The sequence below is a fragment of the Pseudoalteromonas atlantica genome, from assembly GCA_007988745.1.
Classification (GTDB): domain Bacteria; phylum Pseudomonadota; class Gammaproteobacteria; order Enterobacterales; family Alteromonadaceae; genus Pseudoalteromonas; species Pseudoalteromonas atlantica.
The window spans coordinates 425155-443383 of record BJUT01000001.1 but is presented as its reverse complement, the minus strand read 5'-3'; the positions used below and the strand labels follow the sequence as shown (position 1 = coordinate 443383).

Sequence of the window (18229 nt, the reverse complement as noted above, 5' to 3'; positions counted from 1 at the left end):
AACTTTTGCTGTATTGACACGTTTACTTTGATAGTTCCACCAGAAATTTTGGTGGGTTTTAGAAAAACAAGTAGATGAGCTCCAATGTGAGCAAGATGGGCAAGTAACTGTGAAAAAGCAAAGACCTGTAAATCTAGATCTAACAACTATATCTATGCCGGCAACGGCTAAAGCATCAATCTTTCACCGCGTCACCGGTGTTGCATTATTTTTTGCTTTAACGTTTGTCATTTGGGCTTGGTCTGAGTCTCTTTCTTCAGCTGAAGGTTTTGAATTCGTCAAGGGTCTGTTTAGCGGATTCATTGCCAAATTCATAGCTTGGGGCACACTTTCTGTATTGGGTTATCACCTTATTGGTGGTATCCGTCACATCATTATGGATATGGGCCACTGGGAAGAACTTGAATCAGGTAACCTTAGCGCTAAAATTGCAATGGCACTTGGCGTTGTATTTGCCGTACTGGCAGGGGTGTGGATATGGTCTTAAATCAAGCAACTCTTAAACGTGATGGTGTACAAGATTTCGTATCTTTACGTACCACGGCACTAGTAATCACCGCATACGCGATTTTTATTATCGGCTATTTTTTAGCAACGCCAGAAGTCACTTTCGAAGCCTGGACAGGCCTATTCTCTAATCTAGCAATGAAGGGTTTTACACTTATTACTCTTGTATGCATGATGGTTCATACCCGCATTGGCCTTTGGCAAGTTTTAACGGATTACGTTAAAAACGCTAAACTACGCGCTGTTTTAGGCTTTGTATTAAACCTGATGGCCGTTGCTTACGTAGCTATTGGTCTAATCGTTTTATGGGGTGTTTAAGTGAAATATTCTGTTCGTGAATTTGACGCCGTAGTAATTGGTGCAGGTGGTGCTGGTATGCGCGCCGCTCTTGCCATTACCGAATCTGGCAAAACGTGTGCATTAATATCTAAAGTATTCCCAACACGCTCACACACTGTATCTGCACAGGGTGGTATTACAGTAGCGCTAGGTAATTCACACGAAGACAACTGGGAATGGCATATGTACGATACCGTTAAAGGTTCCGATTTTATCGGTGACCAAGACGCTATCGAATACATGTGTCAAACAGGCCCAGAAGCTATTACTGAATTAGAAAACATGGGTTTACCATTTTCTCGTTTTGAAAATGGCCGTGTTTACCAACGTCCTTTCGGTGGTCAATCGAAAAACTTTGGTGGTGAACAAGCTGCACGTACTGCAGCAGCAGCTGACCGTACTGGTCACGCTTTATTACACCTTCTATACCAACAAAACGTTAAAAACCAAACTAATGTATTCTCTGAGTGGTATGCACTAGATTTAGTTAAAAACGACAATGGCGATGTAGTAGGCTGTACAGCAATTGAGATTGAAACAGGTGAAATCACTTTCTTCAAATCAAAAGCTGTTGTACTTGCAACCGGCGGTGCTGGTCGTATTTTCGCATCAACAACCAATGCTCACATTAATACGGGTGATGGTGTTGGTATGGCAGCCCGTGCAGGCGTTGCTATGCAAGATATGGAAATGTGGCAATTCCACCCAACGGGTATTGCAGGCGCTGGTACACTTGTAACGGAAGGTTGTCGTGGTGAAGGTGGTTATCTTTTAAATAAAGATGGCGAACGCTTCATGGAACGTTATGCACCAAACGCTAAAGACTTAGCGTCTCGTGACGTTGTAGCACGTTCAATGATGACTGAAATCCGTGAAGGCCGTGGCTGTGATGGTCCTTGGGGTCCACACCTTAAGCTGAAACTTGACCACTTAGGTGAAGAAACGCTTAACTTACGTCTACCAGGCGTATGTGACCTTGCTAAAACTTTCGCACACGTTGACCCTGCTAAAGAGCCAATTCCAGTAATACCAACTTGTCACTACATGATGGGTGGTGTTCCAACTAACGTAAATGGTCAAGCGCTACAAATCGATGCTAACGGCAACGAAAAAGTAGTAGAAGGCTTATTTGCAGTAGGTGAAATTGCCTGTGTATCTGTACATGGTGCAAACCGCCTAGGTGGTAACTCATTACTTGATTTAGTTGTATTTGGCCGTGCTGCGGGTAACTTCCTAGGTAAATACCTAAACGAAGTTGAAATTACTAAAGCACCGACAGCATCTGATATTGACGCGTCTCTTGCACGCTTTAACCGTTGGGAAAATTCAACGGCTGGCCAAGGTGAAGACCCAGTTCAAATCAAAAAAGACCTACAACAATGTATGCAGCTTAACTTCTCGGTATTCCGTGAAGGTGAGTCTATGGCGACAGGTCTTAAAGAGCTTAAAGAAATTCGTGAACGTCTGCAGCATGCACGTCTTGATGATAAATCATCAGACTTCAACACGCAGCGTATCGAATGTCTTGAACTAGACAACTTAATGGAAACAGCTTACTCAACTGCAGTAGCTGCAAACTTCCGTACTGAAAGCCGTGGTGCACACTCTCGCTTTGACTACCCAGATCGTGATGACGAAAACTGGTTATGTCACTCAGTATTCAATCCGGTAACGGATGAAATGAGCAAGCGTGACGTAAACTACGCGCCTAAGACGCGTGAAGCGTTCCCACCTAAAGCACGTACCTACTAGGAGCGAGACGATGGCACAAGTACAATTTTCAGTTTATCGTTACAATCCGGATGTTGATAACGCACCTCGTATGCAAGAATATACTTTGCAAACAGAGGAAGGTCAGGACATGATGGTATTGGATGCACTTTTATTATTAAAAGAGCAAGATCCAACATTATCATTCCGTCGCTCATGTCGTGAAGGCGTGTGTGGCTCTGATGGCGTTAACATGAATGGTAAAAATGGTTTAGCATGTATTACACCATTATCTACGCTGCAAAAAGGCGGCAAAGGTACTATTGTAATTCGTCCTTTACCTGGCTTACCTGTGGTACGTGACCTTGTTATTGACATGAGTCAGTTCTACACTCAGTACGAAAAAGTTAAACCATACCTAATTAACGATCAGCCAGCGGCTGGTGAGCGTCTTCAATCTATTGAAGAACGTGATAAATTAGATGGACTTTACGAGTGTATTTTATGTGCATGTTGTTCTACATCGTGTCCTTCGTTCTGGTGGAATCCAGACAAGTTCATTGGTCCAGCAGGCCTTCTTCATGCTTACCGTTTCTTGGCTGATAGCCGCGATACGGCAACTGAAGAACGTTTAGCAGACTTAGACGATGCGTTCAGTGTGTTCCGTTGCCACAGTATCATGAACTGTGTTAGCGTTTGTCCTAAAGGTCTTAACCCGACCAAAGCAATTGGACAAATTAAATCTATGTTATTAAACCGCGCGGTTTAATCACTTAGTAACGTAAGATGGCTAATATTTTTATTAGCCATCTTGTTATGACAACTATTAATTTCTGCGCTAAAGAAAAGGGCTTATAAATGCACGAAGGTGTGATGAAGGCATGGCTAGAATCTTCACATTTAAACGGCGGCAACGTTGCTTATGTAGAAGAGCTTTATGAAGCGTATTTAGATGATGCGACTTCTGTGCCAGAAGAATGGCGAGAAGTGTTCGAACAATTACCAAAAGTAGATGGTGTGGATGTTGAAGTAAAGCATTCAGAAGTTCGTTCACAGTTTGCGGCGCTTGCTAAAAACAAGCATAGAGAGGTAGTGGTAGCAGAGGGTAGTGGCGGTGACCTCAAACAGGTTAAAGTACTACAACTTATTAATGCTTTCCGCTTTCGAGGACACCAAAATGCTAACCTAGATCCATTAGGCATTTGGCAACGAGAGCGTGTTCGAGATTTAGAGCTAGAATACCACGACTTATCTAAAGCTGATTTTGACCGCGAATTTAACGTAGGATCGTTTGCCGTAGGCCGCGATACTATGCCTTTAGGTGAACTATACCAGGCACTTAAAACCACCTATTGTGGTTCTATTGGTGCTGAGTATATGCACATCACATCAACAGAAGAAAAGCGTTGGTTACAACAGCGTTTAGAATCTGTTCAATCACGACCTACTTTTTCTAAAGAAGAAAAACTGCGTATCCTTAAAGGATTAACCGCAGCAGATGGTCTTGAAAAATATTTAGGTGCAAAGTTCCCTGGTGCTAAGCGTTTCTCACTTGAAGGTGGTGATGCGTTAGTTCCTATGCTTAAAGAACTTATTCACCGTGCCGGCGAAAGCGGGCAAAAAGAAGCAGTTATTGGTATGGCCCACCGTGGTCGCTTAAACGTATTAGTTAATGTGTTAGGTAAAAACCCATCTGAGTTATTCGATGAGTTTGCTGGTAAACACAAAGACACGTTAAGCTCTGGTGACGTTAAATACCATATGGGTTATTCATCTGACTTTGCGACCAAAGGTGGCAACGTTCATATGGCACTTGCGTTTAACCCTTCTCACCTAGAAATTGTTAACCCTGTTGTTATGGGCTCGGTAAGAGCGCGTTTAGACCGTTTAGGTGACAGTTCAGGTAGCAAAGCATTACCTATTACTATCCACGGTGATTCTGCGATTACAGGCCAAGGTGTTGTACAAGAAACATTTAACTTGTCGCAAACAAACGCCTTCTCATGTGGTGGTAGTATCCGTATTGTTGTAAATAACCAAGTTGGTTTTACAACTTCAAAACAAGACGACGTACGTTCTACAGATTACTGTACTGACATTGCTAAAATGGTTCAGTCACCAATCTTCCACGTTAACTCTGATGACCCTGAAGCCGTTGCATTTGTAACACAACTTGCACTTGATTTTAGAAACCAGTTTAAACGTGACGTAGTAATCGATTTAGTATGTTATCGCCGCCATGGTCATAACGAAGCTGATGAGCCTAATGCAACACAGCCTCTTATGTACCAAAAAATTAAAAAGCATGCGGTTCCGCGTTTAATTTACGCTGATCAACTTATGTCTGAAGGCTCATTCACTGAGAGTGAAATTAAAGCATTAGCTGATGAATACCGTAACGGCTTAGATGAAGGCAACTGTGTTGTTGAAGAAATTCAGCCAGAAACTTCGCACTCATCTGATTGGGCTAAATATGTTGGCCATGAGTGGAATGTTGAGTATGACGCAAGCGTACCAGTAGATAAGCTAAAAGCACTTGGCGAACAAGTTGCGCAGTTCCCTGAGCAATATAAAGCACAGTCTCGTGTTAAAAAGATTTACGATGACCGTAAGTTTATGGCAAGTGGCGAAAAACCACTAGATTGGGGTATGGCAGAAACACTTGCTTATGCAACAATTGCCTCTGAAGGCACAGATATACGTTTAACTGGCCAAGACTCAGGGCGTGGTACTTTCTTCCACCGCCATGCTGTAGTACATAGCCAGTCGGATGGTTCAACTTACTTACCTCTTCAAAATTTAAGTGAAGACCAAGGTACTTTTGAAGTATTTGATTCTGTTTTATCAGAAGAAGCGGTACTTGCTTTTGAATATGGTTATGCAACAGCTGAACCTACATCATTAGTCCTTTGGGAAGCCCAGTTTGGTGACTTCGCAAATGGTGCACAAGTCGTATTTGACCAGTTCTTAAGCTCTGGTGAGCAAAAATGGGGCCGTTTATGTGGCTTAACATGTTTGCTTCCGCATGGATATGAAGGTCAAGGCCCAGAGCATAGTTCTGCACGTTTAGAGCGTTTTTTACAGCTTTGTGCCGATCACAACATGCAAGTGTGTGTTCCTTCAACACCTGCACAAGTTTACGCTATGCTTCGTCGTCAATCAGTTAGACCACTTCGTCGTCCATTGATTGTAATGACACCAAAATCACTACTTCGTCACCCACTTGCGGTATCTTCACTTGAAGAACTTTCACAAGGTGTATTCCACAATATGATCGACGAAATCGATGATATTAACCCTGAGAAAGTAGAACGCGTAGTATTTTGTAGTGGTAAAGTTTACTACGAACTATTACAAGAGCGTCGTAAGCTTGAGCAAGACAACATTGCGATTGTACGTGTGGAGCAGTTATACCCGTTCCCACATGCAGAAATGGACACGATTATGGAACGTTACCAACACGTTACTGATTTTGTTTGGTGTCAAGAAGAGCCACAAAACCAAGGTGCTTGGTACTGTTCGCAACATCACTTTATTGATGCAATCCCACAGGGTGCTAAATTGACTTACGCAGGGCGTAAGGCGTCGGCATCTCCAGCGTGTGGTTACATGTCAGTACATACTAAAGAACAACAAGCGCTCGTTGCAGACGCGCTTACTATACAAAAGAAAGGATAAGCAATGAGCACAGAAATTAAAGTTCCTGTTCTTCCTGAGTCGGTTGCGGATGCTACCGTTGCTACATGGCATGTAAGTGTAGGCGACAAAGTAAGCCGTGACCAAAACTTAGTAGACATTGAAACAGATAAAGTGGTTTTAGAAGTGGTTGCACAAAATGACGGTGTAATTACTGAAATATCACAAGAAGAAGGTGCAACGGTACTTGGCGACCAAGTTATCGGTTTACTTGGTGATGCTGATGCAGCACCAGCAAGTGACAGTGCTCCGGCTAAAGAAGAAGCCGCACCTGAAAAATCAGAAGACGCGCCTGCGGCGCAATCAGCTCCAGCATCAGAAGGTAAAGAAGTGGACATTAAAGTACCTGTACTTCCAGAATCAGTTGCAGACGCAACAATTGCTACATGGCATGTACAACCAGGTGAAGCGGTAACTCGCGACCAAAACTTGGTAGATATTGAAACTGATAAAGTTGTTCTTGAAGTAGTAGCTCAAGAAGACGGTATCATGGGCGAGCAACTAAACGCAGAAGGCGATACTGTACTTGGCGAACAAGTTATTGGTAACGTTAAAGCGGGCGGCGCTCCAGCGGCACCTGCAGCTAAAGCAGAGGAAGCGCCTGCTGCAAGTGAGTCTAACGATAGCTCAGATGTGTTAACGCCGTCTGTACGTCGTTTAATCGCTGAAAAAGGGCTTGATGCGTCTAAAATTAAAGGCACAGGTAAAAACGGCCGTGTAACTAAAGAAGACGTTGATACTTTCTTAAAAGCACCTGCTCCAGCTGCTAAAAAAGAAGCTGCTTCAGCACCTGCTGCACCGATGGGTGACCGTACACAAAAACGTGTACCAATGACGCGCCTACGTAAAACTATTGCTAATCGTTTATTAGAAGCGAAAAACTCAACAGCAATGTTAACTACATTTAACGAAGTAAACATGAAACCTATCATGGACCTTCGTAAGCAGTACCAAGAAGTATTCGAGAAGCGTCACGGTATTCGTTTAGGCTTTATGTCTTTCTACGTGAAAGCAGTAACTGAAGCACTTAAGCGTTTCCCTGACGTAAATGCATCAATTGATGGTGACGACATTGTTTACCACAATTACTTTGATATCAGCATCGCTGTATCTACACCACGTGGTTTAGTTACACCAGTACTTAAAGATTGCGACAAGCTATCTGTTGCTGAAATCGAGAAAGGTATTCGTGAATTAGCCCTTAAAGGCCGTGACGGTAAACTAACACTTGACGATATGACAGGTGGTAACTTTACCATTACTAACGGTGGTGTATTTGGTTCGTTACTTTCTACACCTATTATTAACTTACCACAGTCATCAATCTTGGGTATGCACAAAATCCAAGAGCGTCCTATGGCTGTAAATGGTAAAGTTGAAATTCTTCCTATGATGTATTTGGCACTATCTTACGATCACCGCCAAATCGATGGTAAAGAATCTGTTGGTTTCTTAGTAACTATTAAAGAGTTACTTGAAGATCCAACTCGCTTATTACTGGATGTTTAATCGAGTAGTATGAAATATAAGCTGTGAATGACAATTCACAGCTTTTTTTTTGCGCCTTTGGTGTTACTGGGGTTTTCATGTTAAGCCTTGGGATCTATACTAGGTGCGCAATTTGGGATAGCTGTTTATTTGCATAAATATTCAGCTCTTTTAGTATAAAAAATTGGATAAAGCATCATGAATTTGCATGAGTATCAGGCAAAACAACTTTTTGCCGAATATGGTTTACCAGTTTCTCAAGGTTTCGCTTGCGATACACCTGAAGAAGCTGCAGCAGCTGCCGAAAAAATTGGCGGTGATATGTGGGTTGTTAAAACTCAGGTTCACGCAGGTGGCCGTGGTAAAGCTGGCGGTGTTAAGCTAGTTAAAACAATCGAAGAAGTAAAAGAATTCGCTGCTAACTGGTTAGGTAAAAACTTAGTTACTTACCAAACAGACGAAAATGGTCAGCCTGTTGCTAAAATTTTAGTAGAAAGCTGTACAGATATCGCTAACGAATTGTACTTAGGTGCAGTTGTTGACCGTGCTTCTCGCAAAGTTGTTTTCATGGCGTCTACTGAAGGCGGTGTTGAAATTGAAACTGTTGCTGAAGAAACTCCAGAGCTTATCCACAAAGCAGAGATCGATCCATTAGTGGGTCCTCAAGCTTACCAAGCACGTGAGTTAGGTTTTAAACTGGGTCTTAACCCTACACAAATGAAGCAGTTCGTTAAGATCTTTATGGGTCTTGGCAACATGTTCAACGATTTTGATTTCGCTCTTCTTGAAATCAACCCGTTAGTAATCACAGACGAAGGTAACCTTCACTGTCTTGACGGCAAAATCGGTATCGATGGTAATGCACTTTACCGTCAACCAAAAATCCGTGAAATGCACGATCCATCTCAAGAAGATGCACGTGAAGCTCACGCAGCAAGCTTCGAGCTTAACTACGTAGCACTAGATGGTAACGTAGGTTGTATGGTTAACGGTGCAGGCCTAGCGATGGGTACTATGGACATCGTAAACCTACACGGCGGCAAGCCAGCTAACTTCCTAGATGTTGGTGGCGGCGCGACTAAAGAGCGTGTTTCTGAAGCATTCAAAATCATCCTTTCTGACGATAACGTAAAAGCTGTTTTAGTTAACATCTTTGGTGGTATCGTACGTTGTGACATGATTGCTGAAGGTATCATTGGCGCAGTTAAAGAAGTAGGTGTAAACGTGCCTGTAGTTGTACGTTTAGAAGGTACTAACGCTGAATTAGGTCGTGACGTTCTTAAGAACTCTGGCCTAGATATCATCGCTGCTGAATCACTAACAGACGCTGCTGAGAAAGTTGTAGCTGCTGCGGAGGGCAAATAATGTCTGTATTAATCAATAAAGATACAAAAGTTATCTGTCAAGGTTTCACTGGTGGCCAAGGTACTTTCCACTCTGAGCAAGCGCTTGAGTACGGTACACAAATGGTTGGTGGTGTAAGCCCAGGTAAAGGCGGTCAAACGCACCTTGGTCTTCCAGTATTCAACACAGTACGCGATGCAGTTAAAGAAACAGGCGCAACAGCGTCAGTTATCTACGTACCTGCACCGTTCTGTAAAGATGCAATCTTAGAAGCTATCGATGCGGGCATCGAGCTAATCGTTTGTATCACTGAAGGTATCCCAACGCTAGACATGGTTGACGTTAAAGTTAAGCTTGATAACTCTGGTGTTCGTATGATCGGTCCTAACTGTCCAGGTGTTATCACTCCTGGTGAGACTAAGATTGGTATCATGCCTGGTCACATCCACAAGCCTGGTAAAGTAGGTATTGTTTCTCGCTCTGGTACTTTAACGTACGAAGCAGTTAAACAAACTACAGATGCTGGTTTTGGTCAGTCTACGTGTGTTGGTATTGGTGGCGACCCAATCCCAGGTACTAACTTTATCGACGTGCTAGAAATGTTCGAAAAAGATCCACAAACTGAAGCAATCGTAATGATTGGTGAAATTGGCGGTACTGCAGAAGAAGAAGCTGCAGAGTACATCAAAGCTAACGTAACTAAGCCTGTTGTTTCTTACATTGCTGGTGTAACTGCACCAGAAGGTAAGCGTATGGGTCACGCTGGCGCAATCATCGCTGGTGGTAAAGGTACTGCTGATGAGAAATTTGCTGCACTAGAAGCTGCTGGCGTACAAACTGTACGTTCACTTGCTGATATCGGTAAAGCACTTAAAGAGAAAACAGGCTGGTAATCAGTTTGCTTAATCTTTAAAAAGGCTCGCATTTGCGAGCCTTTTTGTTATTGGCTTAAAAATTAGTATGGGTAACTAATGTGTTGAAAAAACCGTACTGATAAATCTTGTCGTTCTTTATTTATTGCCAGCTCTGAGCACATAGCGTGTATTGTTTTCTCTACTTGATTCATAAAGCGGCCGTAGCCCATTTCATGTTTATCTTTATGGGTGGCAACAATCACAAAATGTAGTGACTCAACTAATTTTTCAGCATTGAAAAAAATATGTATTTGCGTGGCTGTGCCATTCACATCAAAACTTATTTTTTGTAATTCTGAATTCCCATCATTTTTATCTATTTGGCTATTACGCACTATGGGCCTTGCACCATTAGCAACCATAGCGCCGTGATATAATTCGTATCGCTCGCAGCACCCTTTAAATGATTGGGCGAAGTAGTTATAAAACTCAGTGTAATTATTTTTATTTATTAAGCTTTGAAATTGCGTTTTAATGCCGCGCGAAACCGGTATAGAAAACGTTGCATAGGTCATTTCTGCATGCTCGGCGGGTATTTTACATTGGCGAGCTAAATAACGAGGGTATAGGCTTCTAAGTTTGTAGCCGTAACTTTGGTTACAGCCTTTACTCTTGGCAAATAAGTCATAGGTTAAATGCTGATGATCGCGAAGCTTAAACTGGGGTTGTTCAATAAATAATTGTGTTTGTAAATTATCTAACACTTTTTGCACCCTGCTGTGAAATTGTGCCGAGCTTGCGCGTAAATCATCACCGGTGGCTAAAAATAACAAGCGAATTTTTTTACTTTTAAAAGTAGGGGTGTAGTGTAGTTTGTGCGCCTCGTGGTAACGCGGGTTGTAAAAAAACAACATTTGCTTTGCTGTTTCTAATTGATACGACTCATCATGAAATCTGACCACAGGTAATTTGTCGTTAGCGAGTAGGTGTACATTATGTAGCTCGTATTCATCACAGCTTGCAAATAGTTGCTTGGCAATGCGGGTATAGCAACTATCGATATCGCTAAAACTAGTGTAAAAGTCATCAGTGGGTGTAATTTCAGCGAGTAAATAGTGATTAGCTCGCGCATTTGTTGGTATATAAACTCTGTGTTGTGTAGAACTGGCCATCTTTGAATCCTTTTAAGGAGCTTAAGTTTAGGTACTATAAATGCCTTTCATGACTCAAATATTGCGCTAAAACAAATTTAAGTAATAAACTAATGCACCATTGCCATAATAACTAGAATAAACCCGCATCTAGTGCTGTATGTTAGTGTTTGTTTTTGTAATAATGCATTAGTTTTGTTATCACGAATATTCAGAGGATCGCACTCCTATGGCGGAAATTGAGAATCGCCCAAGTAACTTTATAAGAACTCGAATTGATGAAGATTTAGCAAGTGGCAAACATGCAACTACGCATACACGTTTTCCACCTGAACCAAATGGCTTTTTACATATTGGCCATGCAAAATCAATTTGTTTGAATTTTGGCATTGCAAAAGATTACGATGGTTTATGTAACCTACGTTTTGATGATACAAACCCAGAAAAAGAAGATATTAACTACGTTAATTCAATCAAAGAAGACGTGCAGTGGTTAGGCTTCAACTGGAGTGGTGAGATAAAATATTCGTCAAACTATTTTGATACCCTATACGGCTATGCAGTAGAGCTTATTGAAAAAGGCTTAGCGTACGTTTGTTTTTTAACGGCCGATCAAGCGCGTGAGTATCGCGGTACGTTAAAAGAGCCGGGTAAAAACAGCCCATACAGAGACACCTCAGTAGAAGAAAACCTCGCATTGTTTGAAAAAATGCGCGCGGGTGAATTCAAAGAAGGTGAGTGTGTTCTACGCGCTAAAATTGATATGGCAAGCTCATTTATGGTGCTTCGCGATCCAATTATTTATCGCGTTCGTTTTGCTCATCACCATCAAACAGGTGACAAGTGGTGCATTTACCCAATGTATGACTTCACACATTGTATTTCTGATGCGCTTGAGGGCATAACCCATTCATTGTGCACACTTGAGTTTCAAGATAACCGTCGTTTATACGACTGGGTGCTTGATAACATCAGCCTTGAATGCCACCCACAGCAAATTGAGTTTTCGCGCTTAAATCTTGAATACACAATTATGTCTAAGCGTAAGCTAAACGACTTAGTTGTAAATAACTATGTAGAAGGGTGGGATGACCCACGTATGCCAACTATTGCTGGTTTACGTCGTCGTGGTTATACACCGGCTTCAATACGTGAGTTCTGTTTACGTATCGGTGTGACTAAGCAAGAAAACATGGTTGAAATGGGCATGCTTGAAGCGTGTATCCGTGAAGACTTAAATGAAAACGCACCACGCGCAATGGCAGTACTCGATCCAGTTAAAGTTGTAATAGAAAACTTTGATGCAGAAAAAGTAGAAACATTGTCGGTAGCTAACCACCCTAATAAAGAAGAAATGGGGCGTCGTGAAGTACCGTTTACTCGTGAGCTTTTCATTGAGCGTGAAGATTTCCGCGAAGAAGCGAATAATAAATTTAAACGCTTAGTACTTGATAAAGAAGTACGCTTACGTGGTGCTTATGTAATTAAAGCCCAGCGTGTAGAAAAAGATGCAAATGGTGAAATTACCACTATTTACTGTACTTACGACAACGAAACACTAGGTAAAAACCCAAGTGACGGTCGTAAAGTAAAAGGGGTTATTCATTGGGTTTCTGCGCCTGAGTCGGTTAATGCAGAAGTTAGATTGTATGACCGTTTATTTAATGTACCAAACCCAGGTGCAGCTGAAGAGTTCGAATCGACACTTAATCCTGATTCGTTAGTTGTATTAGAAAATGCAAAACTAGAAGCATCGCTTGCTAAAGCCGAGCCGGCTCAAGGCTTTCAGTTTGAGCGTACTGGCTATTTCTCACGTGATACAAAGTCAGAAAATTTAGTATTCAACCAAACGGTTGGTCTTAGAGATTCATGGGCTAAAATCGAGAAGCAGTAACGCTTTTATAATACCAATTTGCATAATATCTCATTATTGCAAATTGGTATTAAACACAGTTTAAATGCTTAATTTTAAACACAAAAAAACCTGCAATAGCAGGTTTTTTTATTACTATAGCGCGTTATTAGCTATTTGAATCGCTAAATGCTTTACACGCTGCTTTGTCTTGACACTCACCGTATAGGTATAAAGAGTGATTTGTTAGTGTAATACCGTTTTCTTCGGCTATTTCTAACTGGCGACGTTCAATTAAGTCATCTTCAAATTCAACAACTTTACCACATTTTAAACACACTAGGTGGTCGTGGTGAGTGCTGCCAGAAAGTTCAAATACTGACTTTCCGCCTTCAAAATGGTGACGGCTTACAATACCTGCGTCATCAAATTGGTTTAATACACGGTAAACAGTCGCAAGACCAATTTCTTCACCTAAATCTAAAAGAATTTTGTATACATCTTCAGCGCTGATGTGTTGGTTATCTGGAGATTGTAGAATTTCTAAGATTTTAATACGCGGTAAAGTTACTTTTAAACCGGCTTTTTTAAGTTCCAAGTTATGATCAGTCATTAAATCTGTCTCAAATTTGTTTGGTTATACTAGACATCTCTTACAGATGCACACGACACATTAGCAATAACAAGGATAACGCGCCTAAGCACTGAGTGCAAAGAACAATTGATCAATTTTGCTATTAATTCTAAAGTCGCTAACTGTTTGATAATTATTTAAACAGTTAGCGATAAAAGGGGGAGGAGGTTAGTCTGCTAGTTCGCTTAAGCACATTTCATCATATACTTGTGCGCACCATGCTTTAACACGTTGTTCTGTTAATTCAGGTTGGCGGTCTTCATCAATACCTAAGCCTACAAAGTGCGTGTCATCAGCCATACCTTTAGATGCTTCAAAGTCGTAGCCTTCACTAGACCAATGGCCAACCACAATAGCACCGCGCTCGGTAACGATATCGTTGATCATACCCATAGCGTCTAAAAAGTATTCTGCGTAGTCTTCTTGGTCGCCACAACCAAAAATAGCCACTAGCTTACCTTCAAAGTCTACTTCTTCAAGCTCAGGGAAAAAGTCATCCCAATCACATTGTGCTTCACCGTAGTACCAAGTAGGAATACCGAATAAGATTAAATCGAACTCTGCAATCTCTTCTTTAGAGCTTTTTGCAATGTCGTGTACAGCCACAAGCTTTTTACCCAATTCTTTTTGGATCATTTTTGCTACGTGTTCTGTATTACCTGTGTCACTTCCGAAAAAAATGCCTACACTTGCCATGGACTTCAAACCTTTTATCTATCAATAGCCAATCTTTCTTGTAAAATTGTTTCAATCAGCGCACTACGGCTAATATTTTGTGCATCTGCCATATCACTCAGTGCCTGATATAACTGTGATGAAACTTTAAATTCTACACGCTTTAAACCGCGTGCTTTATCTCGTTTTATTTGATTACGTTTATTAACCTTTAACTGCATATCCCTTGGTAAAGGGTTCGTTTTAGGCCTGCCTGGGCGCTTTTCGTATTCAAATAAATCGGGAGTTGTTCTATCTGTTTCTGACTTCGCCATGCCTAACCTACACCTGCACCTTGCCAAAAAACTTGTATAAGTCCTTTCGCAATAAAGCCAGAACACCCTAAAAAGAGGACGCCCCACACAATGTAGCGACCAAACTTAGGTACGTTACCACTATTAAGTACGTCTTTAATTGCCAGGCCGATGAATACAAAAATACCGGCTAAGCCAAAGTACAACCCTAGGGTATCAAATTCGTTAATAAACTGACTGACCATCAACGTATAACCTTTAAATTAAACGGCGCGTACTATAGCATATAAATATGCATTAATTTAGTACGGATAACCAAAAACACATGATTAAAATTGCATTAAAGCCCTGTTAAAAAGTCATTTATTGCTTTATTAACTGCAGCGGGTTTTTGTGCATGAAGCCAATGTCCTGCACCGTGTATAATTTTTGCTCGTGTATTTTTAAAGCGCTTTGTTATTTCATCGCGGTATTCTGGCAGTATGTAATCAGAATCGTTGCCTTTGATAAATAAAGTATCGCACAAACAAGAATTGTTTTCATTAACATTGGCGGTGATTGTCGAATATTTTTCATCAAGTACATCTAAATTAAATCGCCATTTGTACTGTCCATCGTCATTTTTAGCTAAGCTTTTTAGTAAAAACTGCCTAACACCTAGCTCATTAATGTACTCGCTCATAATAGCATCAGCTTGTTTTCTATCAGTAACCTGGCTAGTTGCCACTTTTTTTTGTGCATTAATAATTTGTGTGTGGCGGGCAGGGTAACTCACAGGGGCAATATCAAGTACCACCAGCTTATTTACTTTTTGGCTATGCATTAGCGCCACTTCCATTGCCACTTTACCGCCCATTGAGTGGCCAATCAGGTGCGCATTGTTAATATTTAACGCGTTCATTAGCTCAACAATATCTGCGGCCATTGCAGGGTAGTTCATTTCATTACTGTGCGGTGAAGCGCCATGGTTACGCAAATCTACATTCGTTACCCTAAAGTACTCGCTCAATGGTTTTGCAATAACATTTAGGTTTTCTAAAGAGCCAAATAAACCATGAATGATCACTACATCCGGACCTTCACCGTATTGTTTATAGTTTAATAGCATGACCGCCTCCTAAAATTTTGGCTTAGTTTGCCGAGCATTGCCCTAAAAAGCAAAAGATATAACGGTTAACTGCTCTGCACGCGCCTTTTATGGGGTAACACCGTTTATTTTTACGCCAGTTGTGGGCTATTTGGTGTTACCAGCCTAATGGAGATAATAATATGGGTAGTACTTTTAAAAGCTGTTAATTACTACATTGGGTTTATAAGCAAATAATCAACACACCTTTATTAGCGCGTTTATAGGTTATGTTTGTGCGAGTGCTTGTTGTAACTCGCATTTATATTTGGTTTGGGTATAATCACGGGGAAAGAAAAAATGTGGCCCGTAATGACAGGAACAACATGAAACAAATCGACATAGACGACGAGTTATATCAGTATATTGCTAGCAATACACAAAGTATTGGCGAAAGCGCATCCACTATTTTACGTCGTTTATTAAATCTAAACGGTGATGACAACACTCCCGTTGCTAAGAACAATCAAAACAATCAAACAGCTACTCAAGCCCCACTTGACGACACGCCAGCTACTAACGACAGCCAAGAGCAAGAGGTTGTCACACCCGTGAAGCAAACAAACGCTAATGTATTTAATATTCTAAATAAAGAAGAACTAGCAATGCAAAAAGGGGTGGTAGGCAGGTTTTTATTTATTTTAAGTGCTTTTTATAGAACGCATAAAAAAGAATTTAGTGCTGTGCTTGATATAAAAGGGCGCGACCGCGTTTACTTTGCAACCAGCAAAGAAGACTTAGTTAATAGCGGCAGTAGTATGAACCCTAAAAACATTACCGACAGTGAGTACTGGGTAATGACAAATTCGAACACAACACGTAAAAAAATGATGCTACACGAGGTTGCGCTGTGCTTAGGTTATTCAGCAGAGCAAGCAGAAGAAATTCGCGATTACTTGTAAGGAAATAAACATGGCTATTCATTCAGGTGCTGGGAAAACTGCGCCACATTCAACTTTAGTTAACGTACCAAAACTGGTATCGGCTTATTACTTAAATGAGCCAGACTTAGAGCAAAACCCAGAGCATTGTGTTGCTTTTGGTACGTCGGGTCACCGTGGTTGCTCTTACGATGTTAAGTTTAACGAATCTCATATTTTAGCCATTACACAAGCTATTTGTGACTACAGAAAGCAAAACGACATTTTTGGTCCGCTTTTTTTAGGTAAAGATACGCATGCATTAAGTGAAGCTGCTTTTAACTCTGCCATAGAAGTATTAGTGGCTAATGAGGTGCAAGTAATTACCCAGCAAAATCACGATTACACGCCAACCCCTGTTATTAGCCATGCTATTGTTTGCCATAACAAATTAAATCCTAACGAATTAGCCGACGGTATTGTGGTAACGCCTTCACATAACCCGCCAGAAGACGGTGGCTTTAAGTACAATCCACCTAACGGTGGCCCAGCAGATACCGACGTAACTAAATGGATTGAAGACAGAGCAAATCAATTACTATTAGAAGATTTAGTAGAAGTTGAGCTGTTTCCATTTGCTAAAGCATCGCGTTCAGGGTTTATTAAATACGAAGACCTAATGACGCCATACATTAACGACTTAGAAAATATCGTTAATTTAAAAGCCGTTAGCGATGCGGGTATTAAAGTAGGTATTGACCCGCTAGGTGGCTCTGGTATTAACTTTTGGCCATTAATAGCGCAAAAATATAATTTAGATTTAACCGTAGTAAACGACAGTGTTGATCCGCGTTTTGCATTTATGCCACTTGATAAAGATGGCAAAATTCGTATGGATTGTTCATCACCTTACTCAATGGCTAATTTAATTAAATTAAAAGACGACTTTGATATTGCTATTGGCAACGACCCAGATTACGACCGCCACGGTATTGTTACCCCAGATGGGTTAATGAATCCTAATCACTTTTTAGCGGTAGCGATTGATTATTTATTAAAACACCGCGACTGGGACAGCAGTGTAGAAATTGGCAAAACGCTGGTTTCTAGCTCAATGATTGACCGCGTAGTAGCTCGTAATGAGCGTAAAGTTAAAGAAGTGCCGGTTGGCTTTAAGTGGTTTGTAGATGGCTTAAACAAAGGTAAGCTTGCCTTTGGTGGCGAAGAAAGTGCTGGCGCTGCGTTTTTACGATTTGATGGCAGCGTATGGTGTACCGACAAAGACGGCTTTATTATGGGGTTACTTGCAGCTGAAATACTCGCAGTAACAGGTAAAACACCATCAGCGCTTTATAAAGAGCTAGAGCAAGAATTTGGCTCTCCACTATATAAGCGTTTAGATGCCCCTGCTAGCAGTGCGCAAAAATCACGTTTAAAAGCACTTAGTGCAAGCGATGTTAAAGCCGATACATTAGCTGGCGAACCAATTTTACAAAAACTGACTCATGCACCTGGCAATGATGCGGCCATTGGCGGCTTAAAAGTAGTGACTGAAAACGGCTGGTTTGCAGCACGTCCTTCTGGTACTGAAGATATTTATAAAATTTATCTTGAGTCTTTCAAAGGTGAAGAGCATTTAGCACTACTAGAAAAAGAAGCGAAGCAATTAGTTGATTCTGTGATCAGCTAACACGGCTTAC

The 18229-nt window shown here is 41.2% G+C and carries 17 protein-coding genes; 11 read left to right on the top strand and 6 right to left on the bottom strand.

Annotated features, from left to right (window positions below):
• The first annotated feature begins 109 nt into the window (after positions 1-109).
• The 8 genes from sdhC (at position 110) to sucD (ending at position 9977) form a co-directional block, all read left to right on the top strand.
• The gene (gene sdhC, locus PAT01_RS01950; RefSeq protein WP_084554498.1) at positions 110-487 is read left to right on the top strand and encodes a succinate dehydrogenase, cytochrome b556 subunit; all 378 of its coding nucleotides are present in this window, start codon (positions 110-112) and stop codon (positions 485-487) included.
• On the top strand, positions 478-825 hold the full coding sequence (sdhD, locus tag PAT01_RS01945) for a succinate dehydrogenase, hydrophobic membrane anchor protein (protein WP_004586684.1): 348 nt from the start codon (positions 478-480) through the stop codon (positions 823-825). The genes sdhC and sdhD overlap by 10 nt, the downstream gene beginning before the upstream one ends.
• A complete protein-coding gene (gene sdhA / locus PAT01_RS01940) occupies positions 826-2598 on the top strand; it encodes a succinate dehydrogenase flavoprotein subunit (RefSeq protein ID WP_004586683.1) in 1773 nt (590 codons plus the stop codon).
• Positions 2599-2608: 10 nt separating this feature from the next.
• Entirely contained in the window at positions 2609-3325 is a 717-nt protein-coding gene (locus PAT01_RS01935; protein WP_004586682.1) for a succinate dehydrogenase iron-sulfur subunit, read from the top strand.
• Between the two features lie 89 nt (positions 3326-3414).
• On the top strand, positions 3415-6234 hold the full coding sequence (locus tag PAT01_RS01930; protein WP_154944545.1) for a 2-oxoglutarate dehydrogenase E1 component: 2820 nt from the start codon (positions 3415-3417) through the stop codon (positions 6232-6234).
• A 3-nt stretch (positions 6235-6237) separates the two neighbouring features.
• Entirely contained in the window at positions 6238-7761 is a 1524-nt protein-coding gene (gene odhB, locus PAT01_RS01925) for a 2-oxoglutarate dehydrogenase complex dihydrolipoyllysine-residue succinyltransferase (RefSeq protein WP_024033546.1), read from the top strand.
• Between the two features lie 177 nt (positions 7762-7938).
• Positions 7939-9105 (top strand): ADP-forming succinate--CoA ligase subunit beta, encoded by a 1167-nt coding sequence (sucC, locus tag PAT01_RS01920; RefSeq protein WP_004586679.1) that lies wholly within the window; start codon positions 7939-7941, stop codon positions 9103-9105.
• On the top strand, positions 9105-9977 hold the full coding sequence (gene sucD / locus PAT01_RS01915; protein ID WP_004586678.1) for a succinate--CoA ligase subunit alpha: 873 nt from the start codon (positions 9105-9107) through the stop codon (positions 9975-9977). Before sucC ends, sucD begins: the two co-directional genes overlap by 1 nt.
• Positions 9978-10039: 62 nt before the next feature.
• On the opposite strand, the gene PAT01_RS01910 is transcribed toward sucD, so the two are convergent.
• Positions 10040-11110, bottom strand: coding sequence for a DUF3083 family protein (locus PAT01_RS01910; RefSeq protein WP_154944543.1), 1071 nt, complete (start codon positions 11108-11110; stop codon positions 10040-10042).
• Between the two features lie 208 nt (positions 11111-11318).
• On the opposite strand from PAT01_RS01910, the gene glnS reads away from it, so the two are divergent.
• Positions 11319-12983 carry a glutamine--tRNA ligase gene (gene glnS / locus PAT01_RS01905; protein WP_154944541.1) on the top strand — a complete coding sequence of 555 codons (1665 nt, stop codon included), beginning with the start codon at positions 11319-11321 and terminating at the stop codon, positions 12981-12983.
• Between the two features lie 127 nt (positions 12984-13110).
• Here the strand turns inward: glnS and fur are convergent, their stop codons facing one another.
• The 5 genes from fur to PAT01_RS01880 all read right to left on the bottom strand — a co-directional run bounded on the left by fur (position 13111) and on the right by PAT01_RS01880 (position 15651).
• Positions 13111-13554, bottom strand: a complete 444-nt coding sequence (fur, locus tag PAT01_RS01900) for a ferric iron uptake transcriptional regulator (RefSeq protein WP_004586675.1) — start codon at positions 13552-13554, stop codon at positions 13111-13113.
• Positions 13555-13743: 189 nt separating this feature from the next.
• Positions 13744-14271, bottom strand: coding sequence for a flavodoxin FldA (gene fldA, locus PAT01_RS01895; protein ID WP_004586674.1), 528 nt, complete (start codon positions 14269-14271; stop codon positions 13744-13746).
• A 14-nt stretch (positions 14272-14285) separates the two neighbouring features.
• Positions 14286-14564 carry a LexA regulated protein gene (gene ybfE / locus PAT01_RS01890; RefSeq protein ID WP_004586673.1) on the bottom strand — a complete coding sequence of 93 codons (279 nt, stop codon included), beginning with the start codon at positions 14562-14564 and terminating at the stop codon, positions 14286-14288.
• A 2-nt stretch (positions 14565-14566) separates the two neighbouring features.
• The gene (locus tag PAT01_RS01885; protein WP_004586672.1) at positions 14567-14788 is read right to left on the bottom strand and encodes a DUF2788 domain-containing protein; all 222 of its coding nucleotides are present in this window, start codon (positions 14786-14788) and stop codon (positions 14567-14569) included.
• A gap of 95 nt (positions 14789-14883) precedes the next feature.
• On the bottom strand, positions 14884-15651 hold the full coding sequence (locus tag PAT01_RS01880; protein ID WP_154944539.1) for an alpha/beta fold hydrolase: 768 nt from the start codon (positions 15649-15651) through the stop codon (positions 14884-14886).
• A 344-nt stretch (positions 15652-15995) separates the two neighbouring features.
• Here PAT01_RS01880 and seqA point away from each other — a divergent pair, with 344 nt between their 5' ends.
• Both seqA and pgm read left to right on the top strand, forming a co-directional pair.
• Positions 15996-16571, top strand: a complete 576-nt coding sequence (gene seqA / locus PAT01_RS01875) for a replication initiation negative regulator SeqA (RefSeq protein ID WP_024033550.1) — start codon at positions 15996-15998, stop codon at positions 16569-16571.
• 10 nt (positions 16572-16581) lie between these two features.
• Positions 16582-18219: a phosphoglucomutase (alpha-D-glucose-1,6-bisphosphate-dependent) gene (gene pgm, locus PAT01_RS01870; protein WP_004586669.1), complete on the top strand. Its 1638-nt coding sequence runs from the start codon at positions 16582-16584 to the stop codon at positions 18217-18219.
• The last annotated feature ends 10 nt before the right edge of the window (positions 18220-18229 follow it).